Consider the following 18,097-nt stretch of genomic DNA (forward strand, 5'->3'; position numbering starts at 1 on the left):
GTCACCAGCCCTATACTTGTCCGGCAACTTTGTACCGTAACCAGATCACTTCATGCTCTATCTGTTTTACCTCCTGCAGTTTGAGCAGTGTGGCGTTGAACCTGCGCCCTGCTTCAGGGATCTCAAAAACCGAAGATGTTTCGATCCGGCCGTCGGCCAGTGGCAGGATCAATTGGTGGTATTCATCGATCAATCCTTCATTGAGAAAGCTGCCATTTAAGCGGCCGCCACCTTCTACCATGAGTGTTTCAATACCAAACAGGGATGTCAGTTTTTCCAGTACAACGTGCAGGTTGATATCTTCTTTGCCACCAAAAATATACGAAAGGCCAATCTGCTGCAGGTGAGCCAGGTAGCTGTCCTGTACAGACTCTGTCAGTACGGTGATCACATGTTGGCCAAGCATATCGGAGCTGTTCCAGCCAAGCTTGGCCTGTGCATCAAGCACCACCGCATAGGAGTCAGCGTCTTTGCTGGCTACAAAGTCTTCCCGGTTGATGGCATGGTCCACTTCTTTGTATACTGGTTTGGCATAATGGGTGAAGTCTTTTTCCATGGTTGTTCTACCGACGATCCAGGATTTGTGTCCAATGAGCTCGTGTACTTTTTCGAAACTCTCGGTGAGGGGCTGTACTTCCTTTGATTTGCCCCATTTCTCCCCCAGGATTTTACCATCGACGGAGGTCATCATCAGGCAGATCAGGTATGGACGTTTGGTCATATGCTGTTGAATGAGGTTATCAGACAATGAATGTAATTAATAGTTATTAAAACACAATGATTCTATGACGTCGAGGACGCCTGCTTCATTGTTGCCTTTTTCGGTGACGAAGTTGGCCACTTCTTTGAGTTTTGGGGTGGCATTTTTCATGGCATAACTGTAGGTGGCCGTTTGCATCATTTCGTAGTCGTTCATAAAATCACCGAATACAAGGGTTTCGTCGGGGCTGATGCCATGCATGGTTTGCAGGAGCTGAACGGCTTCACCTTTGTTGACGTCGGTACGGGTAATGTCGAGCCATTTGTGGCCACCTACGGCTATTTTAAGCCGGTTCTCAAACGACTGGTAATGCGGGTAGCTGTTTGCCTCTGATCCGGCATGATCGAAGACGGTCATCTTCAAAACGGCTTCCTGTACCTTGGTGAGGTCGTCTACAAAGGTGAAATTACTGTGGTAAGCGCCAATAGCGTTCATCAACGTGTCGTGTGTATTTTCGAGGTACCATTGCTCCTTGCCGCAGAGAATAGGCCATGCATTGGACATTTGGCGGGCGGCCAGTATCAGTGCTTCCACTTCATGCTGCGGCAGTGATTTGGACAATAGCTCCTGGTTATCGTGAACGATGCGACTGCCATTATCTGATATGGCATACAGCTGGTGTATGATGGCTTCGAATTTGGCGGCGATGCTGAAATGGGGTCTGCCGGTGGCGATGCCAATTTTTACGCCCTGGTTGAACAGGCGGTCGGCTATTTGCCAGAAGCGGTCGGGTACTTCGTGGTTGTCATTCAACAGGGTGCCGTCGAGGTCGGTAACGATGAGCTTTATCAAGGTATGGAGGTTATTGGTATCGATGATTGGTTTTCGGGTGCAAAGGTCGCGATTTTGGGTAGGATGGCCAAGACGTTGTTGCGAGGGCCAGGTTTTCAAATGGCGCGTATAAGCAAGATTCTCAGTCTAATCATTATTATGGATAACGTGGTATACTGTTGCGCATCTTTTCTTTAGGTAGTATCTTACTTCGTTACCATAAAATAGTAACTATAAAATGATACCAGGGTATACTTATAAAACCAGTTGGGGCGGTCATTGTAAAATCTTGATGTTGGATGACAAGGAAGTCTTTTTACAAGCAGTTGATGATAAGAATGAATTGATCTACGCTAAATATAAAACGCAGATTTACGCTAGAACCGATACCGAATCCTTTACCAACAATTCATCGCTTATAGCAACGACTGGTTTAACGAAGCAAGAAGAATGTATTCATAGGCCAGATTTACCATTACGGTTAAATTGCTTTAAAGAATCATTTTGGTCGGTTAATAAATTTCAAACACTGGACGATTTTAAGATCTTTCTTGGGCGGCAGTTGGTTGACTACGAGAAATTTGACGATTTGCATGCTGACAAAGTCGTCATCATTCCCCATGGGCAACAAAGCGCTGGTAAGACGCCTGTATTGTTAGAGAACACTTGCGGGGTATTTGATGGGCTGGAGTTGATGTTTAATTGCTTCAATATTCAGTACCAGTATGTAAACCCTGCAAAGCCCTATTTTTCAAGATTTCGACTAGCGAAAAGCGGACGGGAAGAAAAGCGATTGACTGGATTTGGATTGTATCGATTGGGGATAAAAGGTAATATTCCGTCTTTTTATTTGGGAGGACAAATGAGCTTAGGAGAACTGGAGTCGGATAAAAGTTTGATCGTCTCATAACTTTTTTGTGCTCCTTCCAAGTACACATTATTGGCTCTGCTATTTATTTTACCTCTACATGTGTAACCTTTCTTGAGCGCGCGTTGATCCCGCGCTTCCGCTGGACCTTGCCGACCGCTAAACACAAAGGCGTCACGGAGTGAAGCCTTATTGAGGTTTGACTAAGCACTAGTGCCTGTTGCTAGTGTTGTTTGATGTCGTTATACTGCCACAATACATTGATGATTTTCCATGCCCCATTTAATTTGACAACGTGGATATAGTCGATCCATTCGTCGGCAATCAATTTTACAGAAGCGGTTCGCTCAGAAACGTCCAGTAATTTTACCTCTTTTTTTGGAGCTGTTGGAAACTTATCGCCTTTTATGTTATAGCTTTCTGCCAGCAGGACCATCGATTCGGTGGTGGTTTCCCGAACATAGTCTTTACCGGTTGCTTTGTCTTTCCAGAATGTTCTTTTAACCATCCTTGGATGCAAAGCCTGCTCCATTTGTGCAGGATTGGGTTTGTGTTGAGATTCAATATAATCAAGGGCTGCTTGCTTAATATCCAGGCTATCTTGCTTGGTCTGTCCAAAGATATTGCTGACACTCAGGAAAAGTACGCTGAATAAAATAGGCGATTTCAGGTTCATGCTGGTTGTAATGATTGACGTTAGAGATGTTTTATCAAAATTTGGATTTGGGTCGTACTGCTATAGCCGAAAATGGTTCATGTATGCTATTATACACCTTTTTCTGACAGTGAAGAATTTTGGTAATCCTTAGTTCAAGAATTCCTGTTTCGTTTGCCTCACTGTAAATAGTTTCAGATTATATTTTGGGTAATATGCAATGTCCGAAATTCACCTGTTAAATCAGCCCCTTGCTAAATAGTTTGAGATAGAATTGTGCCGGGGAATGTTCACTAAGATTCTATATTCGCGGAGTAGCTCTCGTATTATGGTGATTTTGATCAGAAGAAATATTTTGAAGCCAAGCCAAGAGAAATATATGTAGTTACCTATTCTGTTGGTGAAATAACTGCAGGCGTTATCGAAGTTGTATTTATGTTCAAAAATGCGCAATGGACTTGTTCGAAATCATCTTACCTGGACAGCGCCGAAAAGGTGCGGATGATAAACCGGCTTGAGCGGGAAGTGTTGAGTAAGATGCATTAAGTATGTGCAGATAGCCATAGGGCGATCAATTCATTCTAAAGGCATAAACATCCTAAAAAGGTCAATTCGATTCCTTAAAATGCAAAACCCGCTACTGAACTGGGTTTTACATTTTTGTGGGAGTCGCCCCGCGCTATCGCGGCAAACCGCCGACGTATAGACAATAAAAAAGGCTCACTTTTCAGTGAACCTTTTCTGTGGGAGTTGACGGGCTCGAACCGCCGACCCTCTGCTTGTAAGGCAGATGCTCTGAACCAACTGAGCTAAACTCCCTTTTGTTCCTTTTATGTTTACCCAGACTTTCAACAGGAACCATTTAAAGTCTGATAAAAAAAGCAGCTACAACGTTTGTTATAACTGCTTCTTTGTGGGAGTTGACGGGCTCGAACCGCCGACCCTCTGCTTGTAAGGCAGATGCTCTGAACCAACTGAGCTAAACTCCCATTTTATTTCCCAAACCCTACCGCTCTATCTCTTTCACTGTTACCCTGTTATCGTTTGGGAGTGCAAAGATAAGGGTTGGGAGATTACTGCAAAATTTTTTCTGTCTTTTTTACGGGAAATTTTAAAACAAGCCCTCCCTAATGCGTTAAGTAGTAACCGTTCACGCCGCCATTGCTCACGGTACGGCCACCGACGTGAACGGTTACAAACGAACTATCTGTTGCCGGTCTTTACCAGGCTGATGCCGGCGCTCGCAGCAGCTGGCACCGCCAGGGTAATGGTCGTACCAGTGGCCTGGAGCGAGACTTTCCGGGCCGTCCCCTGCCCTACCTGTAGGGTATAGTTTCCCGAAAAGCCCTTCAGGTAAACCAAAACCTCATGGGCATTGGCCGTGCGGTTTTCCAAAGTAAAACGAATACTGCCACCAGCCGGGTCGATCACCACCGGAGCGCCCGACTTAAAGCCATCGCGCTGCAGTTCAATATCCAGCTGCTGCTGGCCATTGCGGTAATAGATCTTTCTGCGAAGGCCGTCCTTCGGTACTACTTCCAGCCATTTATTCTTTTGTTGTAAATCACCTCCATAAGCTACCAATCCAAAGATGGGATCGTTGGTGACCACCGTTGCCGCCGTTCGCACAGCGCCGCCAAAGCCCAGGTCGATCTCTCCATCATAAAACCAGGGGCCACGGCCCTGTGGCTTTTGGATCCACGGGGTAGCGTATTGCTGTGGCTCAAAGGCCCAACCACTGGCCCCATCATTCTCCTTACCAGGATACCAATACCCATAATTGCTTTCGGGCGTACCGGAATTGATCAAGGCAAACGAGCTCAGGTACGATTGATAACCCAGGCGGATATAATCTGCCGGGTCCTTGCTGAAGTTGAGGCCATAATCCAGGATCGACCAACCTCCCATCTGCGACATATAGCTCAGCGTATAACCGTCACTCCTACCCCTGAAGTCGCTACCCAGGAAATAATAGGCCGGCTCTATAACACCCCGCAGCGCCATATTGGCCTGCGTTTGCCGGTCCATGAACTGCACACCATCTTCTTTGCGGATAGTGGGGTGCGAATACCATTGCTTCGTTTTCTTGTCCAGCCACAGGTTGCTGTCTGGTTGCATCTCGTTTTGCACGGCATACCTGGCCAGCGCATGACTCGACTCAAATGCCGTGGCATCGATCGCATATTCGGAGCGAAAAGGATACTTGTCATCATACACAAAATACTTGACCTTCTTCTCCCATTCCCTGGTCAGGAAAGCAGCATCTTCGGTAAAGCCTTCCCGTTGCAGGTCTTTGATCAGGTCGGGTAGCAACAACTCGTTGTAACAACCCCATTTATAGATCTCGTACCAGGGAAGGATCTCATAGGGATATTTGAAATAAGCAATGGCTGTTTGCCGCGCCCTTTCGAGGTATCCTTTCTTGTCGAGGTAATGCGTCATGTGGGGGTACATGGTCGCAATCTGGTACATATGATAATAGAGCATGAAAATATGCGGATAGTCGTAGGAGCGCCACACATGCATCTTAAACTTGCTGGTGTCGTTGATGTCGGGCTGTCTTTTTTCGTTGTCGCGATTCACCTTCCAGCTTGGAGTACCATATACGCCATACGGATAAGGCTTCTCCTGATCCGTTCTTTGTAAGCCACCCCACACAAAATTTTTAAGGTAATATTCCAGCGCATCGATCTGCTTTTGATCGGGATAAGCGACGTTGACCGCTGCCAGGAAAGGCGCTTTACATAGGCCGGGATCATCGCAGGTAAGTACATAACTGAGGCGGCTGGTATCGAAGAAATCGCCATTGTCCGGACCACGTAACTGGGCATTCTTCATATCATACACGCCAAACAAGCCATTGTACCATTTGGAGGGATCGGTGTGTTGCTGCCGGTTGACGATAAAGGAAGCCCGTTTTTTATACAGCGTTTCCAGTGGTTCGGTCACAAAGAACTCCAGGTAGGTTTTATAGTTATTGCCATACGTCACCGTGATCCTATTCTCGCCCAAGCGGCTGAACCGGATCTTATACAGCTTAGTGCCTGGTTGTTTTTCGCCTGCATAAGTCACTTTGGTACTGGCGCTGAATTCCGGTAGTACAGCAGTGATCTTTTGTTGGGTGCGCAGCGCGATGGTAGCCTCGAGATCGGTCGGAATACTCATACCCGGCATCACCTGCACATCGATCAGGCCTTCTTCCACCAGTATGTCGCGTATCTCATTGTAGTTATTGGCCCACCGTAACCGGAACGAATAGCTGGTCGTAGCCTTGCCTTCGATAAAGCCGGTAGTATGTGGCTGCCGCCAGTTGCCACGCAACTCCTGGTTGCCGGTCAGCGACGAGTGGATATAGGCGTTGAAAGTGCCACGGTCTCGTGGCGAGGTATTGAAGTACTCGAGTGAAGTGCCGGGCAACGGAACCATCACCAGGTAAGGGCCCAGGCCGGTTGGCCGCTCCCAGAATATGAATGAGTTGTTGCCTGATATAAAGTGATGTTTGACGACGCGCTGTTCAAATATCTCGATGGGGTTTTCTCCACCGCCACTATTATAGGTAAGGGGAATCACCAGGTCTTCGATGCGGATCGTACTGGCTGTTGTGTTGTGGAGATTGATCTGCCAGGTGAGGGCGTTTTTGTCGAGGGAAAATGATTGCGTGATCTGCAGCGCTTTGCCCGACTTTACTTCCGGCGACCAACTACTCACCCTGGTACCGTTTTGCGAAACCGTCGTTTCGCTGCTAGTGGAAGCCAGCACCGTATCCAGTTTCCTGCCCTGAAAATACCGGGCTACGACTTCGCCAAACACCCTACCCCGCCTGATATAATTGGTGGCATGCACATCGTTGGTCCTGGATAGCTCGCCAATGCCGTACCGGTCTGTCTTCAGAGTAAAGGTGGCGTTGGTGAGCGGTTGAGGAGCGGTCGTTTGTGCAGGGGCAGTTTGAAACAGCAATATACCCAGCAAACCCGCAAGGCCTGTCTTTCTCATTGTTTTGATTTATTGTCAATTTGACGATTAAACCAATGAGGTCCTTCGCCGTTTACCACAGATATCAATATCAGACAAGGATGCGGTAATTTATGCTGCCATTCCCCCGGGTAAAAGCAGGTATATATTAATGACAATTGAATTATCGTGGCATCCCGGCCAGAGCCGGTGGACCGCTATTTTTTAACTTCTTTCTCCAACAATGCCCTGGCCCGCATCAGCGGATCGGCGGTCTGCAGCAACTTGTTCATCAACCGGCTGTTGTAGCCGGGATGGGCATCTATAAACGACTGAACCGCTGCCGCCGCTTCCGCAGTCTGGTGCATGCCCAACGTGGCTTGCAGAAAATTATACGGGAAGAAGATATCGCCGGTACGTTGCAGCTCTTCCAACAGGTCGAGCGAAGGCCGGATGTATTTGACGCTACCCACCCCTCTCAAAGGATGATGCAGGTAGCCTACCGCTGTTACCACCCAGGCCTCTTTTTTCCTGTTCGCCAGGTCTTTCAGGCCCGCAAAGAAACGATCCCGCTCTGCGCTATCCGGCGACAAGGCGGGCTGCAGGTATTCCCACCGTAGTTTCTTATCGGGGTTCGATATCCGGGCCAGCTGGTCGCGCAGGATCTGCTTTGTTTGTGGATGGCTACGTAAAGCCAACCCCGCTGCCAGGTCGGTATAATCGTCATCGGTCAGTTTCACCCCGGCCGGTGGTTCTTTCTTCAGCCAGATGGTCATCAGGGTATTCATGCCCTGCACCGTGATCGCAATATTCGTATAGGTCTTGAAGAACTGTTTCTTCATACCCGGTTTCTCTGTCGAGGCTATGCGGTTGAGCAAGCCAGTCTGCAATTCCTCTGCCCTGGCGACACGCTGATCGGGTGTCAGGTACACCCACCAAATGCTTTGCAGCTGGCCTAGCAACAGTTGGTTGATCAGTTCATCTTTCTCCACCATCAAGGCTTGTTGGGCAAATGCCATCCAGGCTAACGGTGTGAGACCCCGACCATCAATGACGTTTTCAAACAAATTGATGTGCTGCAGCGCACGCAGGGCAGCGTCGGGCTCCTTATAGATCGCGGCAATACGGGTGGTGTCTATCGTAAACAATCCATACGTATCTCCCTGCGCATTAGCCAGCGCCTCATTTTTTATTGGCCTCCCGGCCTTATTGACCCACTGGTCATTCCAGGCCTGCAGGTCGACGGTGGTATTGGAGTCGAGTATGGCAATCAGATCGGGCCAGGTGGCATTGCTGTAGGCGAAACGGCGCAGGTATTGTTGTAGACCTTTTTGCAGCGACTCCTCCCCGATCAACCGTTCCAGTTGCTGCATCATGATGGGCGCCTTGTGGTATATAATATTACCGTACAAGCTGCCCGCTTCATTGAGGTTGTCGAGTGGCTGCCGGATGGGGTTGGCGCCTTTTGTACGGTCTACACTGTACGCTGCCGGGTAGTGATCGGTGATGAACTTAACCGCGGCATTGTCATCCGGAATGACTTTCGCCACGATCTTATCCGCCATGAAGTTCGCAAATACTTCTTTCATCCATACGTCGTTGAACCATTGCATCGTCACCAGGTCGCCAAACCACATATGGGCGGTTTCATGTCCGATGAGGGAGGCGCGGCGTATCAACTGCGTACGGGTTGCACTGCTGTCGAGGAACAGGGAATTGGCATTGTACCAGATAGCGCCGGGGTGTTCCATTCCGCCAAACTGGAAATCGGGTATGGCTGCAAAACTAAACTTTTGAAAGGGATAACTGATCGCGGTATACCCTTCGAGCCATTGAAGCGATTGTGCATGCAGGTCGAAGATGGCGGGGATACTGGCGGCCAGTTTGGCACTGTCCGTCTCACGGTAAAAGAATTCCATCTCGCGGCCACCTGCCTGCATTTTCTTCACCTGGTAGCGACCGGCTGTAAAGGAAAAAAGATAAGTAGGGATAGTGCCCGATGGGGCAAAGGACCAGGTCGTTTTATCGTCTGCGGTAGTGATCTTTTGCAAGGGGCCATTGCTCATCGCCTGCCAGCCTTGTGGTATCGTGAGCGTGAGCGCAAAAGTGGCTTTCAGGTCGGGCTGATCAAAACAGGGAAAGGCCGTGCGGGCACGTTCCGGTACAAACAACGCATACATATAGTCCCCATTGCGATTGAGTGCGTCGTTGCCCGCCCTAAAGGCAATCTGCAAGGTATTGACGCCTTCTATGATCTTTTCGCCGGGAATCAGCAGGTGCTCATTTTCCTGCCGAACTTTGATGGATACGCCATTGACTTCTACTGTTTGTACGCTGCCCGCCGGCTGTTTGAAATCGAGCGCGAGTGTACCGCTGTCTTTCGTACTGGTAAATTCGATGGTCGCGGTAGCGGGTATCGCTTTGTCTTTTTCTGCAGGAATATCAAAGTTCAGCTGGTAGCGAACATTGGACAACTGGGCCTTGCGGTGCGTGGCGAGGGTCAACGGCACGCCGGCTGGGGGTGCCGGCGATGGCTGGCAGGCATAACCTCCAATCAGTACAAACAGAAAAACAGTAATACGTTGAAGCAACAGCATACAGGAATGGTATAAGCCGGCAAATTATGGACTAAGCGCCAAATAACGGCGGCCCTGGCGGAAGAATTACCAGTAACCATCAAGCACGATCAGGCGGTCTGTATATTGACCGGTGGTAATCGGCGCAGCGTCACGGTCAATGGACCTATGCCTGGGCCTTCCAGGTCACTTTTTTATGGGGGTATTTTTCGATGTGTTGGTACACCAGTCCGCGGATATAATCGTTTTCAGGGTAACGGGTCAGGTAGCCTTTCAGCGAGTCCATATCATGCACCGAACAATCCTGTGGCAGGTAGCCCATGCCATAAAAGCGACCTTTTTCAATGAGGATACAGCTTTGCTCGATGGACTCCTGTCCTTCGTCCACCACGGCAAAGGTGGGCAGGTTTTCGTCGAGGAAGTCGAGTGCCTGGTTCACGCGGAAGTTGTAATGCACAGCCGATTCCGTACGCTGGCAGGCACCATGACAGGTTCCTTCTTCCATGCCGGTACAATCGACATGGTCTTTCTGCATGTTGCACAACTTCGGACAAAGCTCATAAGTCTCCATCAGTTTGCGCAGCATACGGTGTCCTTCCAGTAACAGGTTGAACGTATAGATAGGTGTCAGGCTTTTTTTGATCTTGTCGATGGCAAGCCGCTGGTAGCCATTGCGGTCTTCATATACATAAAGGCCAAAAGAGGGCGTGAAGCGTTTCTGGCTGCTGTTGTGTGGTGGCCATAGGCGTTTGATCTCTACACTCTCCAGGATGAATGCCATGAGCTCGGTGGCACAGGTTTGAAACGTGATGCTGTGAATATTGCGGAGGAACTCCTGGCGTTGGCGGCCGGCTCCATTATGGGTGAAGTGGCTGCGTACACGATAGCGCAGGTTTTTCGCTTTGCCTACATAAAGCACCTTGCCTTTCTGATCGTGGAAATAATATACCCCAGGCGTATAGGGCAAGCTCTCCACCTGCTCTTTGGGCAGGTGTGGCGGCAGGGATTGTTCTTTGGCGCCTTTCTTGACGTACTGCTGGATATGATCGATGGCGCCGTTCTGTAACAACAACTCGAACAACCGGACGGTGGCAGCAGCATCTCCCATCGCGCGGTGGCGATTCTCCATGGCGATGCCCAGGCTTTGGCAAAGATTACCGAGGCTGTAGGAGCGATGTCCGGGAAACACTTTCCGCGACAACCGCACCGTACAGAGTTTATTGTTCGAGAGTTCGTAGCCTGCCTGCGACAGGTGGTGTTTCAGAAACGAGTAGTCGAAGTTGACGTTGTGGGCGATAAAGACATTCCCTTCCAGCAGCGCGTGGATCTGTGGGGCGATGTCTTCAAAGCGCGGGGCATCTTCCACCATATCGGGAGTGATGCCGGTGAGTACCTGTATATAATGCGGGATGGGACGCTGCGGGCGGATCAGACTTTCGAACCTGTCCACTACTTTTTCCCCGTCATGCAACACAATAGCCACTTCCGTTATGTCGTTATTAGCAGCATAACCGCCAGTGGTTTCTATATCGACGATGGCATAGATCATTCGGGGCTAAAGTTAAGAAGAAGGGCCTGTAATCGCGTAGATCAGACACACCGGTTTTTATCCACGTACCGCACGAAGCGGGAGCCGCATGGACTCCTGTTGTCGCATACAACCCTGTGAGGACTTTGAGCCGGTCTTTAAACCTCAAAATCCATATCTATGCAAAAGATCAACGCATCGAAAACTGCGGAGAACACCGTGCTGGTTGCAGCAGCCGTTCTCTACTTCACCGCCTTAATTCTTTTCTCGTTTTGGTTTACCCAAAGCTGATTATCATTGATAATCAATAAGGATAGGTTTTTTACCCGTAGGAGTCAATGCCCTGCGGGTATTTTTTTGTTGATAGTTTGGCTTGCACTTTCCAAATCCTTGTATTACTTTTGTTGCAGTGAGGCGATACCGATAGCCCGGCTTTCGTTACACGCTTTATACCCCCTGAATCGACTTACGTATCTTATTGATTGACCACCCCCTAGGAAATCTCCTCCCTCTGAAGACCTGCAAGTACTGATCGTACGTGAAATTCTTTTTAACACACACATTCATTTCAAAACACGTAGTCGTATGAAGAAGAACATTTTACACTTGGGTGAAACTACTAAAGTAGTATTGCTGGCCATTGGTTTCCTGGCGTTTATCATGGCGCTTTCTTACCTGTACTGGTACGCATAGTTTAGACCACTGCAAACCTGACCACAAGAAGCTTGCTGGCAACCTGCATTGCCGGCTATACACCTCTTTTTCTTTGCCCCGGGCTGGTCCCGGGGCATTTTGTTTTAGTCCCATCCCATGGCTGCTGGTGGTTTACTCCTGTCTGACTGGTATGCCGGTTCTAGGGGACTGCCATCCCTATTGTATAGAACTCCTACACTACTCCCATACAACTGGTATCCCTATATACCAGTGTCATACCAGTCCCATACCAGTCTCCTACCAGTCCCCTGTTATCAGGAAGGCAGTAGGGACGGACCTGAAACCGACCTGAAAGCAAGTCGAATAGGACCTGCACAGGCTGGTTTTTCCGGATTTGGGAAGACCCTAGCTCAACCGGAGCTAAACCCTAGCTAAGCCCTAGCTAAATCGAGGTTATTCCCAGAGTGGGACGATCAGTGTAGCTTTCATTTCTCCGGCCAACTCGCGCCTTTTTCGTACCTTTGCCGTCCTTTAAGATGATCATACAGATGGAATTAAGCAAAAACTACACGCCCTCGGGAATCGAGGAAAAATGGTCCAGGATCTGGAAAGAAAAACGCTATTTCAATAGTCAGCCCGATGGCCGTCCGGCCTTCACGGTCGTGATACCTCCCCCCAACGTCACCGGCGTGTTGCACATGGGGCATACCTTGAATGAAACCGTGCAGGATATCCTGGTGCGCAAAGCGCGCATGAGTGGCTTCAACGCCTGCTGGGTTCCCGGCAGCGACCACGCTTCTATTGCTACCGAAGCCAAAGTGGTGCAGATGCTCGAAAAAGAAAAGGGCATCAAGAAAAGCGACCTCACCCGCGAAAAATTCCTCGAGCATGCGTTCGAGTGGAAAGAGAAATATGGCAACATCATCTACCACCAGATCGAAAAACTGGGCTGTAGCGTTGACTGGGACCGGGTATCCTTTACCATGGACCCCGACTACTACCGTGCGGTGATCAAGGTGTTTGTAGACCTATACAATAAAAAGCTGATCTATCGCGGCGCGCGCATGATCAACTGGGATCCTGCAGCCAAAACCGCCCTCAGTGATGAAGAAGTGGAGTACAAGGAGCTGCAGGGTAAGCTGTACTATGTCGCTTATAAAGTTGTCGATGCAGTGGGTACGCCTACCAGCGACGAGCCCATCGTGATCGCCACGCAACGCCCCGAGACCATCATGGGTGATACCGCGGTGTGTGTAAACCCTACCGATGAGCGCTATGCTCACCTGAAAGGGAAGAAAGTGATCGTGCCGCTCGTGAACCGTGCGGTACCCGTGATCTTCGACGAATACGTCGACAAAGAATTTGGTACCGGCGCACTGAAAGTAACGCCTGCCCACGATATCAATGATTATAACCTAGGTCTCAAACACAACCTCGAGATCATCGACACGCTGACCGAAGACGGTAAGCTGAGCGAAGCCGCCCAGGTATGTGTAGGCATGGACCGCTTCGATGCACGTAAAGAGATTGTACGCTTATTGCAGGAAGCCGGTCTGTTGATCAAAGACCAGGAGTATACCACCCGCCTTGGTTTTTCCCAACGTACCAATGCAGTGGTAGAACCCCGTATCTCTACCCAGTGGTTCGTGGCGATGCGCACCCTGGCCGATAAGGCCTTGCTGGCTGTGACCAGTGGCGAAGTACGGATACACCCCGGCGATAAATTCCTCGCGACTTATAAATACTGGCTGGAGAATGTAAAGGATTGGTGTATCAGCCGCCAGTTGTGGTGGGGTCAGCGTATCCCGGCTTTCTATGCACCCGACGGAACACTTGTGGTAGCAGAGAACAAAGAAGCCGCGCTGGAAACCTTCCAACAACAAGGCGCCAACTGGACGGCCGACGAACTGACGCAGGATGACGACGTACTCGATACCTGGTTCTCGTCCTGGCTGTGGCCCATCGAAGTATTCAAAGGCATTACGCATCCCGGCAATCCCGATATCAATTACTACTACCCTACTTCGGTTCTGGTAACTGGTCAGGATATCATCTTCTTCTGGGTGGCACGTATGATCATGGCGGGCATGGAGTACATGGACGTGAAACCGTTCAGCGATGTTTACTTTACCGGCATGGTGCGTGACAAGCAGGGGCGCAAGATGAGTAAGAGTCTTGGTAACTCTCCCGATCTCTTAAAGCTGATCGAGGCCACTGGTGCCGATGCTGTTCGTTTCGGAATCATGATCTCTTCACCTGCGGGCAACGACCTGTTGTTTGACGAGACATCGCCCGAGCAAGGCAGCCGTTTCAATAACAAGATGTGGAATGCGCTGAAGCTGGTGAAGATGTGGGAGGCCCGCCAGGCTACTTCAGCAACCAGCGAACCGCTTCCCTTTGCCGTAAACTGGTTCCAGCAACGACTCAACGAAGCGAAAGCGGATATAGAAAAGGCTTATGGTGAGTTCAAACTCAGCGAAGCCCTGAAGATCTTATATTCTTTGATCTGGGATGATTTCTGTAGCTGGTACCTGGAGTGGGTAAAGCCCGCACCGGAGCAGCCTATCTCGCAGGAAGTGTACAACAAAACCGTTGGCTTCTTCTCGGAACTGATGCAGTTGCTGCATCCTTTCATGCCGTTCGTAACAGAAGAGTTGTACCAACTACTCGCTGTTCGTGCCGAAGGCGATGTGCTTTGCATCAAGCAGCTGGCACCCGTACAAGCCGCTGACAAGACCCTGTTACTGGAAGGTCAGTTACTGAAAGACGTGATCACCGGCCTGCGTGATACCCGTGCCAAAAACAATCTGAAACCCAAAGAAGCCATCAAGCTCTGTATCAATACCGGCGACAATACGCTGTACAAAGCCATCGAGCCCATCCTGCTCAAACAGGTGAACGCAGAGGCGGTAACTTTCGTACAGGAACCCGTGCCCAACAGCATCGCTTCCGTGATCGGTAAGGATAAATTCTATATCACTTCCGAGCAGGAGGTAGATACGACTCAACAAAAGGCTACCCTCGAAAAGGAACTGGAATACCTGAAAGGGTTCCTGCTTTCTGTAGAGAAAAAGCTGAGCAACGAACGTTTTGTACAGAATGCAAAACCGGAAGTGGTCGACAGTGAGCGGAAGAAGCAATCTGATGCAGCTGCCAAGATCGCGATCATTGAAGAAAGTCTATCTCACTTGTAAGCGAGTGTTGCTGGTGGTTGGTAGGTCAACCATCCCACAATAGCTCATAAATATTTCGGCCTTTAACGGCGGCTCTTTCGGGGCGCTGTTAAAGGCTGAACCTTTTTGATATACGTCGAATAGCTGGGGTCAACTGCCGCGGCATCATCATTAGATCGATAGATACCGCCCTGGCTACGGCGCCCATGCGCTCCTACCTTCCCAACAAGTTGATCGGTACGATAAACTCCCACTTGTTGACCGGTGGTGGCACCCTGAACTGGTCGGCATCCTGCAGCCGGCTGTAACGGAAGCCGAAGGTTACATTGTGTTGGTTCCACCACTTCGTATCGAAATACATCTCTGCGCCATACGATCGCAGGTCGACGGAAAACTTCGCGCGGCCGCCGGTATTGGTCGGTGAGTAATCCGATATGCGCGTGATATCATAAAACAGGTTGGTACGTACCCGGGTAAAATAGATGATATTGGCCATGCCCCAGTCTGGATACAACAACGCGAAATGATAGTTGAACCCGATCTTACTCATGCGGTGCGCATTCTGGGCGGGATACCCCCGTGAGAAGGGAAAGCTGGTACCGAAAATGCTGCCGGCATACATCGTATCCCGGCCATGAAAGGCGGTATTGACAATGATGCTGTGGTCGGGCAGGATGCCGGGGAAATACCAATTGGCATTCGCTTCAAACTGCTGGGCGTCGAGCTTGGTCACGGCATACTTGTATTGCAGGGTCACCGATTGGGCAAAATGCGGGAAGATATGCCGGCGTGCCGTGAGCAATTGGTTCGAGAAGGTGATATAGGGACGTACATACGCCACCGCCGGATTGTAGATCGAGTCTTTCAGCTGTTGCGGATAGATCCGCGCTGAGTGGATCAGGTCAGTACCAATCGTCAGTGACCGGTTGTAGCGGCCGCTGGTAAACTGCCAGGGAATCAGCACGCCCAGGGCATTTTCCCAGGTATTGTACTGGAACTGTTGGTTCTTGTAAGCACCCAGCCGGTCGAAGGTGTACGTGCTCGACAAGCGCAACCAGGGATAAAGCCCCGAGTAAGTGAATGAAGCACCTAGTTGCTTGTGTTTATAGTTGCGGTTGTAATTAAAGAATACTTCCGACTGCAGGGTATTCAGCACATTCTCGCCAATGACGGAAAGCGTATAGTCGGGGTCTTCAACAATAGGCCGCCAGCTATGGAAATTGAACAACCGAAATCCCTTCGGGTATTTGGTCGCCGCATACAGGCTGTCTGCAGGCAAGGCATCTTCGCCATGCTGCGGTGTACCACCTATCTCTTTGATACCGTACACGGGCAGTGCCTGGGCAAATGACTCGGCGGGCACCGTCGTCAGTTGTGCTGGTGTGAATGCTCCCTGCTCGAGTTTATCGCCTACCGCTGTAAAAGCCGACCAGGCAAACCGGCCATGCGCCACCTGCAGTTGATAATGGCCCGTTGCCGCGGTGGCTACGGGTGGTGTAAACAACTGGATCTGTTTGTTGGCAATAATAAACAACCGGTCCTGCCCATTCAGTGACGCTGAGAAGCTGATGGTGTCTTTATGCACCGTGGGGAAGCCAATTACGTTCATCGAAAAGGGTAGTAAATAATCGGTGCGGCCATCGGCCGTATTGACGAGGCAAAGAGACATGGCCCCTTCCTGGTTGCGGACAGCCGCCACGACCTGGTTGCTGCCATAGAACTTGGGATAGGTATACAGCAAGCCTTCCGGATTTGGCAACTTCTTCATAACGGCACCATCGATCGCATTCAGCAGTTGCAGCGAAGAGGGCTGACCAGGTATCACTTCCACCGCAACGATCCTGTTGCCATCTTCCGAAATGTCGGGCGAAAAATAATGTGTTTTGTGGGTCAGTGTACGGTGTTTGCGTGCCTGAACATCGTACCATTTGATCACACTGTAATCGTACCAGCGCCAGCGGTTGTCGACCTCGTAACCGGCATACACGATCTTACCATTGCGGTACGAAAAGTAATTGTCGAGGGAGATGTCTTTGAGGCGGAGTTTGTCTTCCTGTCCGCCGATCACATTCCGTTGGTAAAAGGCAGGTACCCGCTGATAGCTGCTGCGTACGTAGATGAGGGTTTGGTCATCTACCCACTGTGGATATTCTTCGTTGGCCACGAAATGGCGGCGTTGCTGCGCCCAGCCATCGACCGTCGAATCATTTTTGCCGTCGGCGGCCAGCGCTGTTTCCCAGTATTGCAGGGCCTCGCGGCGGAAGCTTTTGTAGTCTTTGCCCGTGTATTTTTTGATGGCATGCTGCCAGGGGTAAAACAACCCTTTGTAACGAACGGCATCGTCGGTGATCTTGCCCCATACATCGGCGCCGTATTGCTGGCGGCCATACGCCACAAACATATACCCCAGCTTATAGTGATCGGGTACGAAGTCGCGCAGCGAACCATTGCGCAGTTTCATCCAGGAGTATCCTTTATGGGCGCTCCACAATGAGCGGTAGCCGTTGTAGAAGGCGGGCAGGCGGCCACGTCCCTGATCGCTGAGGGAGGTTTCCTGGAATACGGCATCACCTTCCCAGAAATAATTGGGTACGGCGGCACTGTTCACCAGTTCCAGTCCCTGCTCACCAAAGAGGTAGTAGAAGGCTTTGGATACGCCCTTACGGAAATTGTTGTATTGCTGGATATGGCGATACTCGTGCAGTGCCAGTGTGCGGTGCCAGGTAAGGCTACCCAGGTCGAAACTATTTTGTGGTGGTGTAAGGTAGAATTCACTGCGCCAGGGGCCCAATCCTACATAACCGTTCGAAATGGTGGTATGTGGTTGCAGTACGATGGATATTTTACGGTAGTCCTGGCCAAGCGTTTTGGTGGTTTCCAAACCTATCCGATGCGCCATGCCGGCTATGACGGCTGCCTGCTCCCGATAGCCTTGTGGGAAAACGACGCGTATCGTATCCGTATTGATCTGGCTCCACCGAGTGCGGGTGGGATGTCCGCCAAATTGCTGAGCCGGCAACCAGCCGGCCAGGAGAAGACCTACGCCCAGTAAAAAACTTCTACGCATGTGCAGGGGATTAGCAGTATTGGTTATAAGAAGGGAAATTAAGCCTTTTTTTGTTGAAAGAATACATACAAAAAATGATACGTAGGCTGTGGTT

Annotated in this window: 9 protein-coding genes and 2 tRNA genes; 2 read left to right on the top strand and 9 right to left on the bottom strand. The window is 50.1% G+C overall.

What is annotated here, in order from left to right; genetic code table 11:
• Positions 1-10 precede the first annotated feature (10 nt).
• A complete protein-coding gene (locus P2W70_RS14495; protein ID WP_276482201.1) occupies positions 11-721 on the bottom strand; it encodes a RibD family protein in 711 nt (236 codons plus the stop codon).
• Between the two features lie 36 nt (positions 722-757).
• Positions 758-1,552 carry an HAD family hydrolase gene (locus tag P2W70_RS14500; protein ID WP_276482202.1) on the bottom strand — a complete coding sequence of 265 codons (795 nt, stop codon included), beginning with the start codon at positions 1,550-1,552 and terminating at the stop codon, positions 758-760.
• A gap of 217 nt (positions 1,553-1,769) precedes the next feature.
• Between P2W70_RS14500 and P2W70_RS14505 the strand changes: the two genes are divergently transcribed.
• Positions 1,770-2,441 (top strand): hypothetical protein, encoded by a 672-nt coding sequence (locus P2W70_RS14505; protein WP_276482203.1) that lies wholly within the window; start codon positions 1,770-1,772, stop codon positions 2,439-2,441.
• 181 nt (positions 2,442-2,622) lie between these two features.
• Here P2W70_RS14505 and P2W70_RS14510 read toward each other — a convergent pair whose 3' ends face one another.
• From P2W70_RS14510 to P2W70_RS14535, 6 genes are all read right to left on the bottom strand, one after another.
• Positions 2,623-3,075 carry a nuclear transport factor 2 family protein gene (locus P2W70_RS14510; RefSeq protein WP_276482204.1) on the bottom strand — a complete coding sequence of 151 codons (453 nt, stop codon included), beginning with the start codon at positions 3,073-3,075 and terminating at the stop codon, positions 2,623-2,625.
• 723 nt (positions 3,076-3,798) lie between these two features.
• Positions 3,799-3,873, bottom strand: a tRNA-Val gene (locus P2W70_RS14515).
• A gap of 95 nt (positions 3,874-3,968) precedes the next feature.
• Positions 3,969-4,043, bottom strand: a tRNA-Val gene (locus P2W70_RS14520).
• A 214-nt stretch (positions 4,044-4,257) separates the two neighbouring features.
• On the bottom strand, positions 4,258-7,047 hold the full coding sequence (locus P2W70_RS14525) for a DUF5695 domain-containing protein (RefSeq protein ID WP_276482205.1): 2,790 nt from the start codon (positions 7,045-7,047) through the stop codon (positions 4,258-4,260).
• Between the two features lie 176 nt (positions 7,048-7,223).
• Positions 7,224-9,602, bottom strand: a complete 2,379-nt coding sequence (locus P2W70_RS14530; protein ID WP_276482206.1) for a M1 family metallopeptidase — start codon at positions 9,600-9,602, stop codon at positions 7,224-7,226.
• Between the two features lie 145 nt (positions 9,603-9,747).
• Entirely contained in the window at positions 9,748-11,130 is a 1,383-nt protein-coding gene (locus P2W70_RS14535) for an exonuclease domain-containing protein (RefSeq protein WP_276482207.1), read from the bottom strand.
• Between the two features lie 1,181 nt (positions 11,131-12,311).
• On the opposite strand from P2W70_RS14535, the gene P2W70_RS14540 reads away from it, so the two are divergent.
• Positions 12,312-14,957, top strand: coding sequence for a valine--tRNA ligase (locus P2W70_RS14540; protein ID WP_276482208.1), 2,646 nt, complete (start codon positions 12,312-12,314; stop codon positions 14,955-14,957).
• A 193-nt stretch (positions 14,958-15,150) separates the two neighbouring features.
• On the opposite strand, the gene P2W70_RS14545 is transcribed toward P2W70_RS14540, so the two are convergent.
• Positions 15,151-18,003 carry a TonB-dependent receptor gene (locus P2W70_RS14545; RefSeq protein ID WP_276482209.1) on the bottom strand — a complete coding sequence of 951 codons (2,853 nt, stop codon included), beginning with the start codon at positions 18,001-18,003 and terminating at the stop codon, positions 15,151-15,153.
• Positions 18,004-18,097 lie beyond the last annotated feature (94 nt).

The sequence above is a fragment of the Paraflavitalea pollutisoli genome (assembly GCF_029360705.1).
GTDB lineage: Bacteria > Bacteroidota > Bacteroidia > Chitinophagales > Chitinophagaceae > Paraflavitalea > Paraflavitalea pollutisoli.

Coding starts and splice junctions, on each gene's coding strand:
- P2W70_RS14495 (WP_276482201.1), bottom strand. CDS start 721: ATGACCAAACGTCCATACCTGATCTGCCTGATGATGACCTCCGTCGAT.
- P2W70_RS14505 (WP_276482203.1), top strand. CDS start 1,770: ATGATACCAGGGTATACTTATAAAACCAGTTGGGGCGGTCATTGTAAA.
- P2W70_RS14510 (WP_276482204.1), bottom strand. CDS start 3,075: ATGAACCTGAAATCGCCTATTTTATTCAGCGTACTTTTCCTGAGTGTC.
- P2W70_RS14525 (WP_276482205.1), bottom strand. CDS start 7,047: ATGAGAAAGACAGGCCTTGCGGGTTTGCTGGGTATATTGCTGTTTCAA.
- P2W70_RS14530 (WP_276482206.1), bottom strand. CDS start 9,602: ATGCTGTTGCTTCAACGTATTACTGTTTTTCTGTTTGTACTGATTGGA.
- P2W70_RS14535 (WP_276482207.1), bottom strand. CDS start 11,130: ATGATCTATGCCATCGTCGATATAGAAACCACTGGCGGTTATGCTGCT.
- P2W70_RS14540 (WP_276482208.1), top strand. CDS start 12,312: ATGGAATTAAGCAAAAACTACACGCCCTCGGGAATCGAGGAAAAATGG.
- P2W70_RS14545 (WP_276482209.1), bottom strand. CDS start 18,003: ATGCGTAGAAGTTTTTTACTGGGCGTAGGTCTTCTCCTGGCCGGCTGG.